General features: G+C 72.2%; 16 protein-coding genes. 10 read left to right on the top strand and 6 right to left on the bottom strand.

All coding sequences use genetic code 11. The annotated features are described in order from the left end of the window. Nucleotides 1-167: 167 nt before the first annotated feature. Nucleotides 168-521 (bottom strand): hypothetical protein, encoded by a 354-nt coding sequence (locus CW362_RS23710; protein WP_240657991.1) that lies wholly within the window; start codon nt 519-521, stop codon nt 168-170. Between the two features lie 252 nt (nt 522-773). On the opposite strand from CW362_RS23710, the gene CW362_RS43425 reads away from it, so the two are divergent. Further along, a complete protein-coding gene (locus CW362_RS43425) occupies nt 774-965 on the top strand; it encodes a hypothetical protein (protein WP_162684189.1) in 192 nt (63 codons plus the stop codon). Between the two features lie 200 nt (nt 966-1,165). Here CW362_RS43425 and CW362_RS23700 read toward each other — a convergent pair whose 3' ends face one another. Both CW362_RS23700 and CW362_RS23695 read right to left on the bottom strand, forming a co-directional pair. Next, a complete protein-coding gene (locus CW362_RS23700; protein WP_103551537.1) occupies nt 1,166-2,041 on the bottom strand; it encodes a calcium-binding protein in 876 nt (291 codons plus the stop codon). Between the two features lie 144 nt (nt 2,042-2,185). Beyond that, on the bottom strand, nt 2,186-3,418 hold the full coding sequence (locus CW362_RS23695) for an MFS transporter (RefSeq protein WP_103551536.1): 1,233 nt from the start codon (nt 3,416-3,418) through the stop codon (nt 2,186-2,188). 80 nt (nt 3,419-3,498) lie between these two features. Between CW362_RS23695 and CW362_RS23690 the strand changes: the two genes are divergently transcribed. The 4 genes from CW362_RS23690 (at nt 3,499) to CW362_RS23675 (ending at nt 7,200) form a co-directional block, all read left to right on the top strand. After that, complete coding sequence (locus CW362_RS23690; RefSeq protein ID WP_103551535.1) at nt 3,499-4,497, top strand: ArsR/SmtB family transcription factor; 999 nt, start codon at nt 3,499-3,501, stop codon at nt 4,495-4,497. A gap of 9 nt (nt 4,498-4,506) precedes the next feature. Continuing rightward, the gene (locus CW362_RS23685) at nt 4,507-5,013 is read left to right on the top strand and encodes a glutathione peroxidase (RefSeq protein ID WP_103551534.1); all 507 of its coding nucleotides are present in this window, start codon (nt 4,507-4,509) and stop codon (nt 5,011-5,013) included. A gap of 70 nt (nt 5,014-5,083) precedes the next feature. Then, nucleotides 5,084-5,950 carry a MerR family transcriptional regulator gene (locus CW362_RS23680; RefSeq protein WP_103551533.1) on the top strand — a complete coding sequence of 289 codons (867 nt, stop codon included), beginning with the start codon at nt 5,084-5,086 and terminating at the stop codon, nt 5,948-5,950. Nucleotides 5,951-6,231: 281 nt separating this feature from the next. Next, nucleotides 6,232-7,200, top strand: a complete 969-nt coding sequence (locus CW362_RS23675) for an alpha/beta fold hydrolase (RefSeq protein ID WP_162684190.1) — start codon at nt 6,232-6,234, stop codon at nt 7,198-7,200. A gap of 55 nt (nt 7,201-7,255) precedes the next feature. Here the strand turns inward: CW362_RS23675 and CW362_RS23670 are convergent, their stop codons facing one another. Continuing rightward, nucleotides 7,256-9,151 (bottom strand): hypothetical protein, encoded by a 1,896-nt coding sequence (locus CW362_RS23670; protein ID WP_103551531.1) that lies wholly within the window; start codon nt 9,149-9,151, stop codon nt 7,256-7,258. Nucleotides 9,152-9,354: 203 nt separating this feature from the next. Then, nucleotides 9,355-11,859, bottom strand: coding sequence for a D-alanyl-D-alanine carboxypeptidase (locus CW362_RS23665; RefSeq protein WP_240657989.1), 2,505 nt, complete (start codon nt 11,857-11,859; stop codon nt 9,355-9,357). A gap of 7 nt (nt 11,860-11,866) precedes the next feature. Here CW362_RS23665 and CW362_RS44705 point away from each other — a divergent pair, with 7 nt between their 5' ends. The 4 genes from CW362_RS44705 (at nt 11,867) to CW362_RS23650 (ending at nt 14,851) form a co-directional block, all read left to right on the top strand. Beyond that, a complete protein-coding gene (locus CW362_RS44705; protein WP_240657988.1) occupies nt 11,867-12,157 on the top strand; it encodes a hypothetical protein in 291 nt (96 codons plus the stop codon). A 125-nt stretch (nt 12,158-12,282) separates the two neighbouring features. Then, a complete protein-coding gene (locus tag CW362_RS23660; protein ID WP_103551530.1) occupies nt 12,283-13,038 on the top strand; it encodes a GOLPH3/VPS74 family protein in 756 nt (251 codons plus the stop codon). A gap of 461 nt (nt 13,039-13,499) precedes the next feature. Further along, nucleotides 13,500-14,357: a helix-turn-helix domain-containing protein gene (locus CW362_RS23655; protein WP_103551529.1), complete on the top strand. Its 858-nt coding sequence runs from the start codon at nt 13,500-13,502 to the stop codon at nt 14,355-14,357. A gap of 284 nt (nt 14,358-14,641) precedes the next feature. Next, on the top strand, nt 14,642-14,851 hold the full coding sequence (locus tag CW362_RS23650; RefSeq protein WP_103551528.1) for a DUF397 domain-containing protein: 210 nt from the start codon (nt 14,642-14,644) through the stop codon (nt 14,849-14,851). An 86-nt stretch (nt 14,852-14,937) separates the two neighbouring features. Here the strand turns inward: CW362_RS23650 and CW362_RS23645 are convergent, their stop codons facing one another. Then, a complete protein-coding gene (locus tag CW362_RS23645; protein WP_103551527.1) occupies nt 14,938-15,777 on the bottom strand; it encodes a hypothetical protein in 840 nt (279 codons plus the stop codon). A 158-nt stretch (nt 15,778-15,935) separates the two neighbouring features. Here CW362_RS23645 and CW362_RS23640 point away from each other — a divergent pair, with 158 nt between their 5' ends. After that, complete coding sequence (locus CW362_RS23640) at nt 15,936-16,721, top strand: SDR family oxidoreductase (RefSeq protein ID WP_103551526.1); 786 nt, start codon at nt 15,936-15,938, stop codon at nt 16,719-16,721. Nucleotides 16,722-16,904: the final 183 nt, after the last annotated feature.

Genomic DNA, 16,904 nt, shown 5'->3' with positions numbered 1-16,904 from the left:
CACGACGGCATCCCACGGAGCAGTCGGCATGCGCACCGGTCGGTGCGGATGCCGGACGCTCCGTGGGACGCTCCGTTTCCGGAGGCCGTGCACGACCGCGCGGGGCGGGAGCACGGCCGGACGCCCGCCCCCCGCGGGGCCGGGGAACGGCGTCCGTGTCCGTGCCCCTACGCGGCGCCGCTGACGTCCGGGGCGATGTGGCGCCGGTGCAGCGGGTGGAACGAGGTGTCGGGGGCGCCGGTGATGCCGGCCTTCTGGATCGCGGGGGCGAGGCGTTCGGCGAAGAAGGTCTCGAACGCCTGCTGGGACTCCCAGACGTCGGTGACGTGCAGCCCCTGGGCGTCGAACCAGGCCACGTGCATCTGACCGCCGGCCGCCGGGATCTCCTCCCATCGGACCGCGTCCCGCACCGTGTCGTACTGCTCCGGCGTGGCTTCCGCCCAGTGCATCGACATCACGATCGCCATGTCCAGCCCCTTGCTGTTCGTAGTGGTGGCGCCGTTCTCGGATCCAGCAGACATCCCTCGGCGCCGCTCACATCCCCACGGCGGCCGAAGGCGTTGCCCTGCCGGTACCGAGCACCGGGATCGTTCCACCCGCCGGGCCGCACCGGGCAGAGCGTGCGGAGGCACTCCGGCGCCCGCGGAGGACCTCGTACGCTCGCCGCGGACGCCTTCGCGGCCGGTGGACGCATCCGCGGGACGCCCGGCGGGTGGGCGTCGGATACTGGGGCGGTGGGACGAACGGAGTCCGGGGGAAGGGAAACGGGCGGGATGACGGACGAGCGACGGCCCGACGCGGCCGATCTGGTGGTGGCCGGCTGCGGATGGCTGCTCATCGTGGCCGTCATCGCCTCGCCGGGGCTCCTGCTGAACGACGGACCGCTGACGGCGTACATGGCCGTCGTCGGGGGCGTCGTCGGGTTTCTGTGGGTACGCGGGAGACGGCCGCGGCTGTACCGCTGACGGCCCCCGCCGACCTCGCCTCGCCTCGGCTCCCGGCTCCCGGCTCCCGGCTCCCGGCTCCCGGCTCCCGGCTCCCGGCTCCCGGCTCCCGGCTCCCGGCCATCATCGCCTCGTGCCCGTCGGCGGGTGTCCGGTCCGGGGGGCGGCCTCCTGTCACGGAGACCTCCCCCGAGCCGGGGGGCGGCCCTCCTCCGTCCCTCTCAGTTCTGGTGGACCCGGTCGCTTCCCGGGCCACCGGAGAGGGTGTCCGTGCCGGAGCCTCCGTGCAGAAGGTCGTTGCCGCTGTTGCCGTAGATCCTGTCGTTGCCGGAGTCGCCGTAGAGGCGGTCGTTGCCGCGGCCGCCCTGGATGTTGTCGGCGCCCGCGTTGCCGTGGATCGTGTCGTTGCCGTCGTCGCCGAACAGGCCGTTGTCATAGTCGACGTAGCTGCCGTCGGCCTCGCTGACACCGCCGCTCAGGACGTCGTTGCCCGTGCCGCCGTGGCAGGTGTAGCCGCAGGAGGTGAGGGTGTCGTTGCCCGCGCCGCCGAAGGCACCCTCGCCGTAGACGCCGCCGCCCCCGGACAGGCGGTCGTTGCCGTCCTGGCCGTAGAGGACGTCACGGCCGTGGCCGGTGAGGGTGTCGTTGCCGGTCCCGCCGTAGATGCGGGAGTACCCGTGGTTGTCGGGGTCGACCGTCGCGGTGTCGTTGCCGTCAGCGAGGTTGACCATCAGGGAGGTGAGCTCGGAGCCCGAGGTGTTGGGCTCGGTGACCGTGCAGACCGCCTGGGTGGTGTCGCCCGAGGCGGGACGGACACAGCCCGCGCCGAGGGAGATCTTCACCGTGTCGTCGAACGTGTAGACGTAGTCGGCGAGCTGGGAGTCGGGGTCGGTCGCCCCGAGCGCCCAGGAGATCTTCAGGTGGTTCACCTGGCCGGGGGCTGCCGTGTAGTACAGCATCTGGCCGGTGGAGACCGCCGTGGCGCTCCTGGAGTCCGCGGCGGTCGCCGTCGGGGCGGCGACCGCCGCGGACACGGCGACCGTGACCGCGGCGAGTGCCAGCGCCTTCGGAAGGACGGCGGTACGACGACTGAACATGGTTCCCCCTCGATGGGTTTCCGCGGCCCGACGGCCGGCGGCTCTGTCGTGCGGGGCCGTGGGCGCTCCGATGTGCCCAGGCATCCTGTTCGACAGCGTTGAGGGATGGGCGGTTGTGACCACCGTCGTACAACTTCCCTCGGTTCAGGGAGAGTTCACCTCCGATTGTCGCCCCCTTGGCGCGGACGGCTCCGGACGTTGACCCTCCGGGGGCGCGGCGCGGTGCCGGAGCAGCGAGGGGGCCAGGCTCAGCGTCACGACGATCGAGGCGGCGGCCATCGCCGTCATCGCGGCCGCGGGCGAGGCGAGTTGGGCGATCAGACCCGCCAGTGCCGCGCTCGCGCCCTGCATCGTCAGCATGCCCGCCGTGTGGAGCCCGAGGGCGTGACCGCTGAGCTCGTCGGGGACGAGGGCCACCAGCCGTTCCTGCTGGATCAGGCTCGCCCCGAAGCCGATCGAGGCGAGGGCGGCGAGGGCGGCCGCCACGGCCGCTCCCGGACGCAGCACGAAGAAGAGGTACGGCGTCGCGAGGAGCAGCAGGAACGGGATGCCCAGGCGGGCACGGATCCGGGGCGGCAGCAGGCGTCCGGTCGTCACGTCCCCGGCGAACATGCCGAGGGCCGCGCAGGCGAACAGCGCGCCGGCCCGGCCCGGCGCGTACGACACGAACAGCGATTCGCAGCCGACGACCAGACCGTTCGGCACCCAGAGCAGGAGGTAGAGGGTGCGGCGCTCCGGCGAGGAGAAGAGGCGGGCGTTCGCACGCCAGGTCCGGGCGACGGACGGGCGGCCCGAGGCGCGGGGTGCCCGGGGCGTCAGACCGAGCCGGGCGGTCAGGGCGGCCGCCAGGTACAGCCCGGCCGCCAGGAGGAGCGTGACGCGCGGGGACAGCAGGACCACGAGGACGCCACCGGTCGCGTAGCCGGTGATCTGGGCGAGCCCGCTCATCATGTTGAACACCGAACGCCCCAGCAGGTAGCCCTCCTTGGCCAGGATCTCGGCCAGCAGGCCCCACAGGACCCCGCCGCCGAAGGACTGGACCAGGCCGAGCAGCAGGAGAAGGGCGAAGACCGTCCAGACCGGGAGGCCGGGGACCGCCATCACCGCCGTGCCGAGCCCGAAGACGAGCGCGACGCCCGCCACCGCGGCGCGCGGCGGCAGCCGGTCGGCGGCCGAGAGCAGGGTGGTCGCGCCGACAACCTGGGCGAGCGAGGGCCCGAACATGCTCAGCCCGGTGAGCAGCGGCGAGCCGGTCGCCCGGTACACGAGGGTGCCGAGGGCCAGACCGCTCACCGTCGAGGCGGCGATGCGGAAACAGGAGGACAGGAAGAGCGGGGTGAACTCCCGCGTGCGGAAGAGCTCGGAGTAGCTGCGCATCCGCGGAGTCTGCGGGGGCGCCCGGGCGGTCGATATTGTTTCGCGCAGGTGCGAAACGTCAGGGGCGGGAGGGGCCGGACATGGGCTGGTGGCAGGTGAACGCCGACACCCTCGCCGGGAGCCGTTTCGTGCTGTCCCCGCTCGCCGAGACGTTCGCCTCCCTGAAACTGCTGCACTCGGGGACCGCCGCGCACCCCGGTGAACGCGCCTGGCTGGACGCCCGTCTGCCGGCGTACCGCGGCCGGCTGGCCGCCGACCCCCTCACCGCGCTGCTCGTGCGCTGCGGACTCGGGCAGGCGTGGATCGCCGACTTCCTCACCCCGACCCCGTACGGCGGCGAGACCTTCGAGACCGAGGTCGCCCGGGTGCGGAACGCCTCGCCGCGCGACGCCCGCGGCCATCTGGTCCGCTCGGTGGGCGGCCCGCTGCCCGCCGCCTTCGCGGACCGCGACGATCTGCCCGAGCGGGCCGCCGCGCTGCTCACCGCCGTGTGGGAGGAGGCCGTACGACCCGACTGGGAACGGCGGCGGCGCGTCCTGGAGGCCGACGTGGTGGCGCGGACCGCGCGTCTCGGCCAGGGCGGCTGGGCGGCGGCACTCGACGGGCTGCGGCCCGGGACGCGCTGGCTCGGCGGCAACCGGCTCCAGGTCAACCTCCACGAGTACCCGCCGCGCGAGATCTCCGGCGCCCAGCTCGTCCTCGTCCCCGTGACGCCGAAGGCCGGCTGGGTGTCCTGGGAGGGGTACGAACGCTACGCGCTGGTCTACCCGTGCGCGGGGGCGCTGACCGACGTGGGCTCCACGGTGGTGCCGGAGAGCCTCGGAGCGCTGCTCGGTACGGCCCGGGCCGGTGTCCTGGTCCGCCTCGACTCACCCCTGTCCACCAGTCAGCTGGTCGCCGTGACCGGCCAGGGGCTGGGGTCGGTCGGCCGCCACCTGCGGGTGCTGCTGGACGCGCGGCTCGTGGAACGGCGGCGGGCGGGACGGTCGGTGCTGTACTCACGGACGGCCGCCGGTGAGGTGCTCGTCACAGCACAGCGCGACAAGGGGACCGGCGGGAGCGCCGTCTACCGGAGTTAGCATCCGTTTATGACTACTGACAACACCGGCACCTCCGTCCTCGACATCGAGATCGGGGCCCTCCAGGGGGGCTCCGCCGACCTGTCCCAGTACGCGGGCAAGGCCGTCCTCGTCGTGAACGTGGCCTCCAAGTGCGGGCTGACCCCGCAGTACGCCGGTCTCGAGCGCCTGCACGCGCGCTACGCCGACCAGGGCTTCACCGTCCTCGGCGTGCCCTGCAACCAGTTCCTCGGCCAGGAGCCGGGAAGCTCCGAGGAGATCGCCGAGTTCTGCTCCGCGACCTACGGCGTGACCTTCCCGATGACCGAGAAGGTCGAGGTGAACGGTGAGGCCCGGCACGGGCTGTACGAGCGTCTGGTGGACACCGCCGACGCCGAGGGGCACTCCGGCGACATCCGCTGGAACTTCGAGAAGTTCCTGATCGGGCGCGACGGCTCGGTCGTCGGCCGCTTCTCGCCGCAGACCGAGCCGGAGGCGGCGGAGCTGGTCTCCGCGGTCGAGAAGGCCATCGGCTGAACCCGTCCCGCTGTTGACCTTGCCCCTGGGGCAAGGGGGAGCGTCCCTGTCACCGGGCGGAAGGCGCCCGGTGACGGAGGATGACGGGGTGGACGAGGACCTGCTCACCATCGGCGCGTTCGCCTCGCGGGCGCGGCTCTCGGCGAAGGCGCTGCGGCTGTACGACCGGCTGGGGCTGCTGGCCCCGGCGTACGTCGACGAGGCCAGCGGCTACCGCTACTACCGGGCCGGGCAGATCGAACGGGCCCGGCTCGTCGCGCTGCTGCGCCAGCTCGACATGCCGCTGGCGCGGATCGCGGACGTGGTGGAGGCGCGCGGCCCGGAAGCCGCCGCGCTGCTCGCCGCGTACTGGGACGGCGCCGAGGCGCGGTTCGCCTCGCAGCGGGCGCTCGCCGGCTACCTCCGTGGACGTCTTTCCGGGAGGAGTTCCGAGATGTACGAGAGGTTCACCGTCGAGACCGCCGAGGTGCCCGAGCGGGTCGTGCTGACCGAGAAGCGGCACGTCCTGGCGCCCGAGCTGCCGGTGTGGATCCCCGGCTCACTGGGACGGCTGGAGGAGGGCGCCCGGGAGGCGGGGGGCGTCACGGCACCGCCGTTCGTCGTGTACCACGCCGAGGTCACCATGGAGAGCGACGGTCCGGCCGAGGCGTGCGTGCCGGTCGCCGACGAGGCCGCGGCACGGGCCTGGGCGGAACGGCAGGGCCGGGTCACCGGAGCCGGGGTCCGGGTCGAACCCGCCCGGCGGATCGCCTTCGCCCGCATCACCAAGGCCCAGGTCGCCCACCCGCAGATCCTCGCCGCCTTCGAGGCGGTCGAGAGCTGGGCCGCCGAACGGGGGCTGTCCGTCGACGGCCCGTGCCGGGAGATCTACTTCGCCGACTGGGACGCGGCGGGGCCGGAGGACCCGGTGTGCGACGTGGCGTTCCCGGTGAAGTGACGTGACCGAGCCCACCGCACGACCCGTGACGGTGACCTGGCCTCGCCCGCCGCACGGCCGGTGGAGCGGCCCGCCCGGTGCCGTGGCACCGCGGCCGAGGTGACCGGGCGCGGAGCGACGGCGCCGCGCGGCGCGGCCGTCGCTCCGCGCCCGCCGCCGTGTCACGGCACCCACATGGTGCGGTGCAGCGCCCACCTTCGTGTGACATTGCGGGCACCGCGCACGGCAGCCGTGTACGAGTGGGGAGTTTCGGTGGTCTCGTCCCCTCTCGGGAGTTCGCTGTGCCTTCTGTCGCTTCCTCGCCCGACGTCCTCGCCCCGGTGCCGGGAGGCGGGGCATCCACGGAAGTGGCGGAGTACCGGCTCTCGTGGGAGGGCTACGCGTACACCGCGCGGGTCGCCCGGCTCGGATCCCCGGTCACGGAGCCGCTGCTCGTGCTCGGCGGCTCGGACCAGACGCGGTACTCGTGGGTGCGGCACGAGCGGTGGCTCGGGGAGCTCGGGACCGTCGTCACGGTGGACCTGCCCGGGTTCGGGGACGCGGACTTCCTGCCCGTCGAGCACGGGATCGACTTCCTGGCCGAGTGCGCGGGCCACATGCTGCGCGAACTCGGGCTCGGACCGGTGAACCTGTACGCGGGGTGCTACGGCGCGGCGGTCGGGCTCCGGCTCACCCAGCGGTACCCGCACCTGCTGCGCCGGGTCGCCGTGCAGGGGATGTCGGACCACATCCCGGACTGGTTCGCCGAGTCGCTCAAGGGATGGGTGCGGCTCCTGGAGGAGGGGCGCGTCGAGGAGACCGCCGAGGAGTTCGTACGGTGCTTCGTGCCGCCGCCCGGCGACCGCACCGTGCGCAAGCACGCCGCGCTGACCCGGCTGATGTACCAGCAGTTCGCCGCGCAGAGCCCGCGCGACGTCAGCGTGACGGTCGAGCGGAACCGGCGGCTGCTGGCCCACGAGTGGTACCGGCGGGCGCCCGTCCCCGCGGTCCCGTACCTCGTGTTCACCGGCGAGCACGACACGCTCACCACGCCCGACCTGGTCCGCTCGGTGGCGGCGGACCTGCCGGGCGCGTGGTTCACCACCATCACGGAGTGCGGCCACCTGGCCCATCTCCAGCGGCCCCAGGACCTCTGCGACCTGCTCGTCCGCTTCTTCCGCGACCACCGGCCGCAGGACGCGGGCCTGCCGTACTGCGGACCGTTCGAGCGGTTCCAGGGTCCGCCGGTCCCCCGGGCGCCGAGGGCCTAGGGCCTTTCTGACGATTCCCGTCCGCCGGGCGACGACGGGAATCGTCAGACAGGCCCTAGCGCAGCTCCTCCGGGCACGGTGTTCCCCGGGGGAGCTGGTACGGCGCCGCGATCCGGTAGGTGCCGGGCCTCGGGGCGAGCAGTTCCGTCCACGTGTCGCCCGCCGCCGTCTCCTCCGTCGGCGTCAGACAGCCGTTGAGGTTGTCGTACGTCTTCGGGGCACCGTCCGTACGGTTCTTCGACGCCTTCGTCTCCCGGGGCGCCTCCAGGCTCTTGCCGTCCTCGTCGACGATGCTCAGCCACGGCGAGTACGGGACGCGGATCAGGATGCGGCCCGCCTTCTTCACCTCGATGGTCATCTCGCCCTGCTCGGCCAGGTCGACGACGGCGTGCGGCTCGGCGAGCGGGGTGGGGTCGGTGACGGTGAAGAGCTGCCAGTTGGCGTCGCCCCAGATCTGCCGGAGGTAGGGCATGCCCCGCTGGACGAGTTCGCGTTCGCGCTGGCCGCCGTCGCCGTCCGGCTCGCCCTTGGGCAGCACGACGTAGTGGATGGCCCAGCGCTGGAGCCATTCGTGGTAGTTCGCGGAGTTGAGCGTGTCGTCGTAGAAGAGCGGGTTGCGCTTCATGTCGGCCTGGCGGTTCCAGCCGCGGGCGAGGTTCACGTAGGGGGCGAGGGCGGACGCCTCGCGGTGCGAGCGGGCGGGGACCACCTCGACGCGGCCCTTCTCGGCGTCCGCCATCTGGAGCTGGTGGACGAGGGGGGCCAGCTCGCGCGCCCAGGACGCCTCCGGGGTCGTGTGCACGATGTCGTCCCCCGTCTTGATCCCGATCCACACGGTGAATCCGACGAGGGCGACGACGGTGACGTACCACTTGCGCGACTTCGGCACGGTGAAGGGCAGCGCGGCGACCAGGGCCACTCCGGCGAACAGCATCGCCAGGCGCGTGATGTTCGAGCCGATCTGGGAGCTGATCAGCCAGACGAGGACCACCGAGAGGCCGTACACCGCCGCCGTGATCCGCACCGTCGTCCACTCCTTGGGGACCACGTAGTAGATCGAGGCCGCGGACGCGAACGGCAGGATGACCGAGAAGAACGTCATCGGCTGGGTGCCCGAGAAGGGGAACAGCAGGGCCGAGAGCCCGACCACGACCGTCGGGGCGATGCCGAGGGCGTAGGCGCCCGGGCGGCGCTTCTGGAGGAACATGGCCGCGGCCAGCAGGCCCACGAACAGTCCGGCGACCGGTGAGGCGGCCGTGGCGAGCGCGGCGAGCGGCGCCGCGCACAGGGCCTTCGCCCAGCGCTTGTAGCGCCAGCGGTGGGGCCAGCAGAAGACGACGGCGACCGCGCCGAGCGCGAACGCCGTGCCGAGGCCGTACGTCACCCGGCCCGAGATGGCGTTGCAGACCAGCGCGAAGACACCCGCGAGCGACGTGGCGACCGGGTTCCGGACGGCCCGGCTGCGGACGAGGATCAGTGTCAGCAGGCCGGCCGAGATCGTCCCGGCGATCATCATCGTCGTGCGGACGCCGAGCACCGACATCAGGTACGGCGACACCACGCTGTAGGAGACGGGGTGCATTCCGCCGTACCAGGCGAGGTTGTACGCCGAGTCCGGGTGCCGGCCGACGAACTCCGCCCACGCGTCCTGCGCCGCCAGGTCACCCCCACTGTTCGCGAACGTGAAGAACCACACGATGTGGAGCACGCCGGCGAAGGCGGTGAAGAGGAGGACGGGGTAGCGGCGGAGGAGGCCGCGGAGCGCGGTGCCGACCGGGGAGCCCGGTGCGGCCGGCCCGGTCCCGCCGGGCTCCCCCGCGGCGGGTTCACCGCCCGGGGCCGTGTCCGCGCCTACGTCACGGACCGCCTCACGGGCGCCCGAGGGCAGCGGTATTCGCGGGCCCGTTCCCTGGCCCGCGTCGTCGGCGTGTGTCGGCTCCACTGTCGCCACTGCAAGGTTCTCCCGCTGTCCCGTCGGTCCGTTCTGGGCCGGGACCCGCGGCTCGCGAGCAGCCCCGATTAGCGCGACGCTAGCACGCACTCCGCCGGACGGTCCCCGAGTGGGGCGCCGTCCGGCGGAGTGCGGTGCGGGTGCCGCTCCCCGCCGTACGTCACCGGTGCGTGCGCGCGTACGTCACCGGGGTGCGGGTCCGCTCAGCCGACGCGGGTCACCTTCGCGCCGAAGCCGGGCTCGGCGAGGTCCGACTGGAGCGCGACGGGGATCCGCACGGCATCGCTGGAACCGTCACCGACCCTCAGCTCGCCCACGACCGTGCCCGCCTTGCCGCTGTGCGGCACGGCCGACGTGCCCTCGGCCATGCTCAGCCGGGTCTTCAGACCGGGCCAGCCGATCGCGGTCATGTTCTTCGTGGCGACGACCGGGGTCCGGCCGCCGAGCTGGTCGTCCACGTACCCGACGACCTGGCCCTTCTTCACCACGGTGGCGGTGGTCAGGCTCTTCTGGACCTTGTCGATCAGCTTCTGGCTGTTGGTGATCGCCAGGTGGAGGCTGTCCCAGACCTTGCCGGTGCCGGCGTCCTGGTTCATCACCGCGCCGTAGATCGTCTGCGTCTTGCCGTCCACGACCTTGGTCGCGGCCCACACCAGGTTGCCGCCGGCGGGCGTCGACGAACCGGTCTTCAGGCCGATCACGCCGACCTGCTGGACCAGCAGGTCGTTGTTGTTGTAGATCGTGCCGGGCAGCCCCGGGATGTCCGCCTTGGCCATCCCGACGATGCTGCGGAAGACGTCGTTCTTCATGGCCTCCTTGGCCAGCTTGACCTGGTCGACGGCCGTGCTGACCGTCGTCTTCTCCAGACCGCTCGGGTCCGTGTACGTCGTGTTCGTCATGCCGAGGTCCTTGGCCGCGGCGTTCATCTTGGCGACGAAGCTCTTGGGGTCGGAGTCCCAGCGGCCCAGCAGCCGCGCCACGTTGTTGCTCGAGGGGATCATCAGCATCTGGAGCATCTGGCGCTCGGTGAACTGCTGGCCCTTCGTCATCGGCGCCTTCGACTCGTCCGGCAGCTTCGACTCGTCCTCGGCCTGCTGGTCGACGGTGATCTTCTCGCCCTCCTCGTTCCCCTTCAGCGGGTGCTCCTGAAGGGTCACGTACGCCGTCATGATCTTGGCGACGCTCGCCGTGGGGCCGGGGACCTGCTTGCCGTCGGTCCCGAGGACGCCCACGCCGTCCACCTCGATCGCGGACTGCCCCTGACCGGGCCAGGGCAGGTCGAGGGCGCCGCCGTCGAAGGTGTACGTGCTGTCGGCGCTGAGCACGAGGGACGGGGTCGGCAGCGGACGGAAGGCCTGCGCGACTGCAAAGATCACCACGAGCAGCAGGACCAGCGGGGTCCAGATCTTGACCCGCCGCACGAGGGTGCGGACCGGGGTCTGCGGGGGCGGCGGAGTGTTCGTCAGCTCGGCGAGCAGGTCCAGCGGGGGCTTCGGCGGAAGCGGGAGCTGGGTGGTGCGCTCGGGGCCCACCTGCGGGATGGCCGTGGTGGCCGTGGCCGCAGCGGGTCTGTCGACCGGCTTGGGGGCGGACGCGGGCTCGGCCGCGGGCGCCGCGGTCCGCCCGAGCTCGGACTTCGCGGCCCACTGGGGCTTCTTGGTCCGCTCGGGCTTCTCCGCGGGTTCCGGCTTCTCGGCGGGCTCGGGCTTCGCGGCGGGCTCGGGGTCGGGCTTCGCGGCGGGCTCGGGCTTCGGGCGCGCCGGGGGGAAGTCGTCGAGCCGGTTCAGGGGGACGAACTTGCTGGTGCGCACGGGGGCACCGGCGGACTTGGCACCGGACTCGTCGGCGGACTTGTCGGCGGGCTTGTCCGCGGGCTCTTCCTCCGGGGCGGCCGTGGGCTTCCCGTCGGCCGGCTTCCGGGTGGCGCCGCCCAGCTTGAGCATCGTGGTGGGCTGGTCCACGGACGGGCGCCGGGGAGTCCTGAAGACGGCGGTGGCCTGGTCGACGGGGGGCTCGGGGAGGGAGTCCTCGTCGGCCTCCGCGTCCGGGGCGTCGTCGGTCCCCGCGTCGGACGGCTCGTCGGAGACCGTGTCCGGGATCTCGTCCGCCGGGGCGTCCGAGGGGGCGCCGGAGGAGTCGGCGGCGTCCTCGGGTTCGGCGTCGCTCTCGTCCTCGGCCTCGTCGTCCGCGGGAGTCCCGTCGGAGGCGGCCTCCGGCTCCCGGCCGGACTCGGCGCCCTCGTCCGTGCCGGCGTCGGCGTCGATATCGATGTCGCGGTCGGAGTCGGCGTCGGAGTCCGTGCCGGACGTCACGTCGGCGGCACCGGGCGCGTCGGACGCGTCCCCGGCCGCCGCGTCACCGTCCTCGGCCTCGTCGGAGGCCTCCGTGCCGTCCGTGTCCGCGCCGGACGCCTCGGTGTCACCGTCGGTGGCCTCGGCGTCGTCCTCGGGCCCGTCACCGTCCGCGGAGCCGGCGCCGGAGCCGTCCTCGTCCGTGTCCGCCGGAGCGGGCTCGTCCGATCCGGCGACCCACGCGGCCACCGCCGCGCGCAGCCGGGTGTCGCCCTCGGCGTTCTTGCTCCCGGACGCGCCGTCGTCGCCGGCGGACTCGGAGACACGCTCCGGCTCCGCCGTACGGGTGGCGTCCGCCTTGCCGGAGGCCTCACCCGACAACGCCTTCGTGGAGAACACCGCCGTCGCCTGATCCACCCGTACCGTGGCGGCCCTCTCGCGGGCCATCGCCATCCGGGGATCGGCCGAGGCCGAACTCTGGGTCGACGCCGCCGCGCCCGACCGTGCCGGACCCGGAACCGACGCCGGGGTCGCCGGCGTCGCTTCTGCCGACGACGCCGACGACTCGTGCTGCTTCGACCTGTCGGGGGACTCGCCCGCCACCGATGCCTCCTCCATGCGGCGCGCGCCCAGTGCGCGCCGAAAACGAACCGTCAAACCCTTGAACCGCCGCCCGGACACCGCTGCCCGAACCATGTACCAGTGTCCTGCGTGAGGGCTCGACCCTTGTGGTAGACGAGAACGACATACCTGCCGGTTCCCTCATATTCCGGTCACGTGCTCTCGACAGACCAATGTGAGAGGGGTCACCCTGTCATTCATCCACGCGGGGAGGCATGGATGGGCAAGAGCCGCAGAACAATTCCGGAGGAGCTTCTGCTGCTGGCGCTGGACCCGGCCACGGGTACCACCGCACAGCCGCAGTCGCTCGACCTCGGTCTGGCCGGAGCACAGCTAGTGGAGCTGGCGCTGGCCGGACGGATAGCCCCAGACGGGGATCGTATCGCCGTGGTGGTGCCACGGCCGACCGGAGATCCGACACTCGACTGTGCGTTGGAACTCCTTCGCCGCCGCGGAGCACCCGTACGCGCGGTCAACTGGATCGGCGGACCCCGCCTGGGGCTCCGTCAGACCTACCTCTCACATCTGGAGAGGTGCGGCATGGTCCATGCCGTGGCGGGCCAGATGTGCGGGGTTCTTCCGACGACTCGCTACCAAGCGACGGACACGGACATCAGCCGGGAGATCCGAGCCCGGCTGGACAACGCGATCCGCACCGGCGTACCGCCGGACCCGCGGACCGCGGCGCTCGCCGCACTGGCCCACGCGGTCGGCCTCGGCAAGCACCTGTACCCGGGCAACGAGGGACGATCGTCCCGCTCCCGGCTGCGGGACCTGATCAGGCACGACCCCATGGGCGGTCTCGTGGCGCACGCCGTGATGGACGTCCAGAGCGGTGTGGCCGCACAGCCGCGCCGGGGCCCGGCACCGGCAGGCCGTCCGGCCACCGCCGGAGTCAGGTCCGCACCGGAGCCCGCGCGCGGCGTTCCGACGCAACCGCGCCACGGTTCGATGGCGCGCGTCGTGGCGCACTGAGCCACGAACCCACGGCCACCGGCACCACGCACCGCCGACAGCACCCGCGGCACATCGCACCCGCGCCGCCGGCAACCGCACCGCCAGCACCGCCAGCACCGCCGCAAGACAGCCGCAAGACACGAACGCCGCACCGCAGTCCCCATGATCCGGTTCGGGAGCCGCAGGCTCGCGCGGGGCGGGGGGACCGTACGGCCGAACGACGACACGGTCCCGCCGCCCCGCGCGGCCGCATCCGCGGCCGGTCGACGCCCCGGAGCCGACGGTGATCTCCCGGGTTCCCCGGGGAAGTTCAAGAGGCCCGAGGCGGCAGCGCCCGGCCGTGTATACACGCAGAATCTGTGAACTTGCGCCCACCCGGCGCATATACGCCGTTTCCCAGCGGTAGAAAGCACCTTGGTGGCAATCTGCTCAACAGCAGATACGCAAAGTACAGGCCCGTAGCCGGAGGTGCACGTCCCGTGGCGTCAAGTGTCAATCCCACCGTCCGGCGGCGCCGGCTGGGCCAGGAGCTTCGGCGGCTCCGCGAACTCAAGGGCATGACGGCCGAGGAGGTCGCCGAACGCCTGCTGGTCTCGCAGTCGAAGATCAGCCGTCTGGAGAACGGCAGACGCAGCATCAGCCAGCGCGACGTCCGCGATCTGTGCGGGGTCTACGAGGTCGAGGACCACCGGATCGTCGACTCGCTCATGCAGATGGCCAAGGACTCGCGCCAGCAGGGCTGGTGGCACTCCTTCGGCGACATCCCGTACAGCGTCTACATCGGCCTCGAGACCGACGCCGCGAGCCTGCGCGTGTACGACCCGCAGGTCGTCCCGGGTCTGCTACAGACCCGGCAGTACGCCGAGGCGCTGATCGCGGGGGCGCTGCCGGAGACCGCGCCCGCCGACATCGACAAGCGCGTCCAGGTGCGGATGAAGCGGCAGGAACGAATCTCCGCCCCCGACAACCCGCTGCGCCTGTGGACCGTCCTCGACGAGTCCGCCCTGCGCCGGGCCGTCGGCAACCGCGCGCTGATGCGCGAGCAGTTGGAGTACCTCGTCGAGCAGTCCCATCTGCCGCACGTCACCGTGCAGGTGATCCCCTTCGACATGGGCGCGCATCCCGGCCTCAACGGCCAGTACGCGATCCTGGAGTTCCCCGACGCGGCCGACTCCAGCGTCGTCTACATCGAGGGCGTGACCAGCGACCTGTACCTGGAGAAGGCGAACGACGTCCAGAAGTACAGCGTGATGTACGAGCACCTGCGGGCCCAGGCCCTGAACGTGGAGCAGTCGCGCCAGTTCATCGCGGACATCGCGAAGGAGTACGCGCGCTGACCGGTGCGCGGGGACGGCCTCACGAGGGCACACCCGTCGACGAGCGGCCGGACCCTACACTGTCGCCGCCCTGACGCGGAAGACCCCCATGGAATATGCCATCCAGTCGAGTGAATAGTCGCTTCGTCGGCCGATGTTGGCGAGTAGCGTCGATCACGCCATGGAGCAACAACGTTGGCGCAATCCGGACTGCGGGTTCCCTGACAGATCCGCAGTCCGGTGACAGCGCGCCGGCCGCTCCATGGCGGCACTTCATCGACGAACGACAGCTTTCTGGAGCGATCATGGCAATTCAGCAGGGCGCCACCGACACCTGGACCAAGTCTTCCTACTCCACCGGCAACGGCGCCTGCGTCGAGATCAAGTCCCCGGTCGTCGCGGCGATGGCCGTCCGGGACTCCAAGGTCCCCGCCGGCCCCACCCTCGCCTTTCCCGCGGACGCCTGGAACGCCTTCGTCACCGAGGTGAGCCGTGGAGCGGCCGGCCTCGCCTGACCCCTGTGGCCGGGACAACTTCATACGCTTCACCGACAGAGCCCTCTCGTCCGGCCCGCCGTCCTGGCCGAGAGGGCTGCTCGTTCTCAGCGCAGCCGGTCCACGTACGTGTCCGTTCCCGGCACCGTGGGGATGAACGGGGCCACCAGCTCCACCCTTCCCAGTCCTGATTCGGCCACGGCCCCGTCCAGGCCCGTGAAGTGCGCCTCCCAGCAGGCGCGCGGGTCCGCCTGGAGGAACCACAGCAGGGTCAACCGGGTGTCCACGCCCTCGACCTGCTTCACGTAGGTCATGCGGTCGCCGGGGAGCGGGGTCGGCCGGAAGACGGTGACGAGGGCGGCGGGCGAGCCCGCCAGGCGCCGCGGGAGGTGGCGGGAGCGCAGCCATTCCAGCAACTCGGCTCGCTGCTCGGGGGATTCGGCGTCGACGACCTCGAGCACGAGACCGGCGTAGGGGTGGTCGAGGGCGTGGAAGTCGCGGGGGCCCGCGGCGCCGTCGCGGTAGACGGTGGCCTCGTGGTCCTGGAAGGCCGTGAAGACGTGCGTGCGGTCCTGGTAGACGCGGCCGTCGCGGTTCAGCCGCTTGTTGATGCCGACGGTCCACTTCATGTGGTCGTCGTAGCGGCCCTCGGTGACCCAGTAGGTGGAGATGTAGCAGCCCGCGGTGACCGGCTGGGCGACCGCCGACTTCTCGGGGTAGCGCAGCAGTTGGAGGTCGCGGGTGGCCACCCAGCGGCGCCCGGCGTACATCCAGGGCATGGCCATCGCGCCCGCGTAGTAGTGGTCGTCCTCGTACCAGCGGTTGTAGGCGTACTCGTGCCCCGGGTGCGGTTCGACCAGGGTGATCAGGGCGTGGCCCGGGTGGACGCCGTACGGGCCGAGGGCGGCCAGCTCCGCGTAGGTCTCGCTGCGGGTCTCCTCCGACATGACGAACCCCTTCCTCGGTGGAACGTGCGCGGGACTTCCTTCCTCCGCCGGACGCCCATACTCTGACGCTCCGTCAGACAATGCGCCAGAGTCGTGTCGGGGCGAGGGGGAGAGACCCTCGCGCCGGCGGACCGGGCCGCGACGAGGGGAGGCCTCGCATGTCACTGCTCGACGGCAGGACCGTGGTGGTGTCGGGTGTCGGAGCCGGGCTCGGCCACCAGGTCGCGGCGGCCGTGGTGCGCGACGGGGGCAACGCCGTGCTCGGGGCGCGCACGGAGGCCAACCTCGCCAAGGCGGCGGCCGAACTGGACCCGGACGGCACGCACACGGCGTTCCGCGCGACGGACATCACCGACGAGGGGCAGTGCGAGGCGCTCGCGGCGCTCGCGGCCGAGCGCTTCGGGCGGATCGACGCCGTGGTCCACGTCGCCGCCTGGGACAGCTACTTCGGCGGCCTGGAGGACGCCGACTTCACGACCTGGCAGTCGGTCATCGACGTGAACCTGCTCGGCACGCTGCGGATGACCCGCGCCTGCCTGCCCGCGCTGAAGGAGCGCGGCGGTTCGGTCGTCGTCATCGGCACGCAGTCGTCGGTCGCCGCCCCGAGCCAGGTGCGCCAGGCGGCGTACGCGGCCTCGAAGGGAGCGCTGACGAGCGCGATGTACTCCCTGGCGCGGGAGCTCGGCCCGCACCGGATACGGGTCAACACCGTGCTGCCCGGCTGGATGTGGGGCCCTCCGGTCGAGGCGTACGTGCAGTTCACCGCCCACACCGAGCAGGTGCCCGAGGCGGACGTCCTGAAGCGGCTCACCGAGCGGATGGCCCTGCCCGAGCTGGCCACGGACGGGGACGTCGCGGACGCCGCGGTGTTCCTCGCGTCCGACCGGGCGCGGGCGATCACGGGGCAGTCGCTGCTCGTGAACGCGGGCGAGATCATGCGGTAGGCGTCGCGGCCGACGGCTCCTCTCCCAGGCGCACGGGACCCGCATCCCGTACGGCTGTCGGCTTCTCCTTGCTGCTGTGGGTCTGGCGAAGTGCCCGCCCATGGTGTGGCCCACGTCACGAGCACGACAACCGCCCCGCAGGTAAAGTGGAGGCAAAATCGTTCTGCTTTCTGATCTGTGTTC

Origin of the sequence: Streptomyces populi, assembly GCF_002911015.1 — a bacterium.
Classification (GTDB): domain Bacteria; phylum Actinomycetota; class Actinomycetes; order Streptomycetales; family Streptomycetaceae; genus Streptomyces; species Streptomyces populi.
The sequence above is the reverse complement of the archived record's forward strand: the minus strand, read 5'-3'. Positions and strand labels throughout refer to the sequence as shown.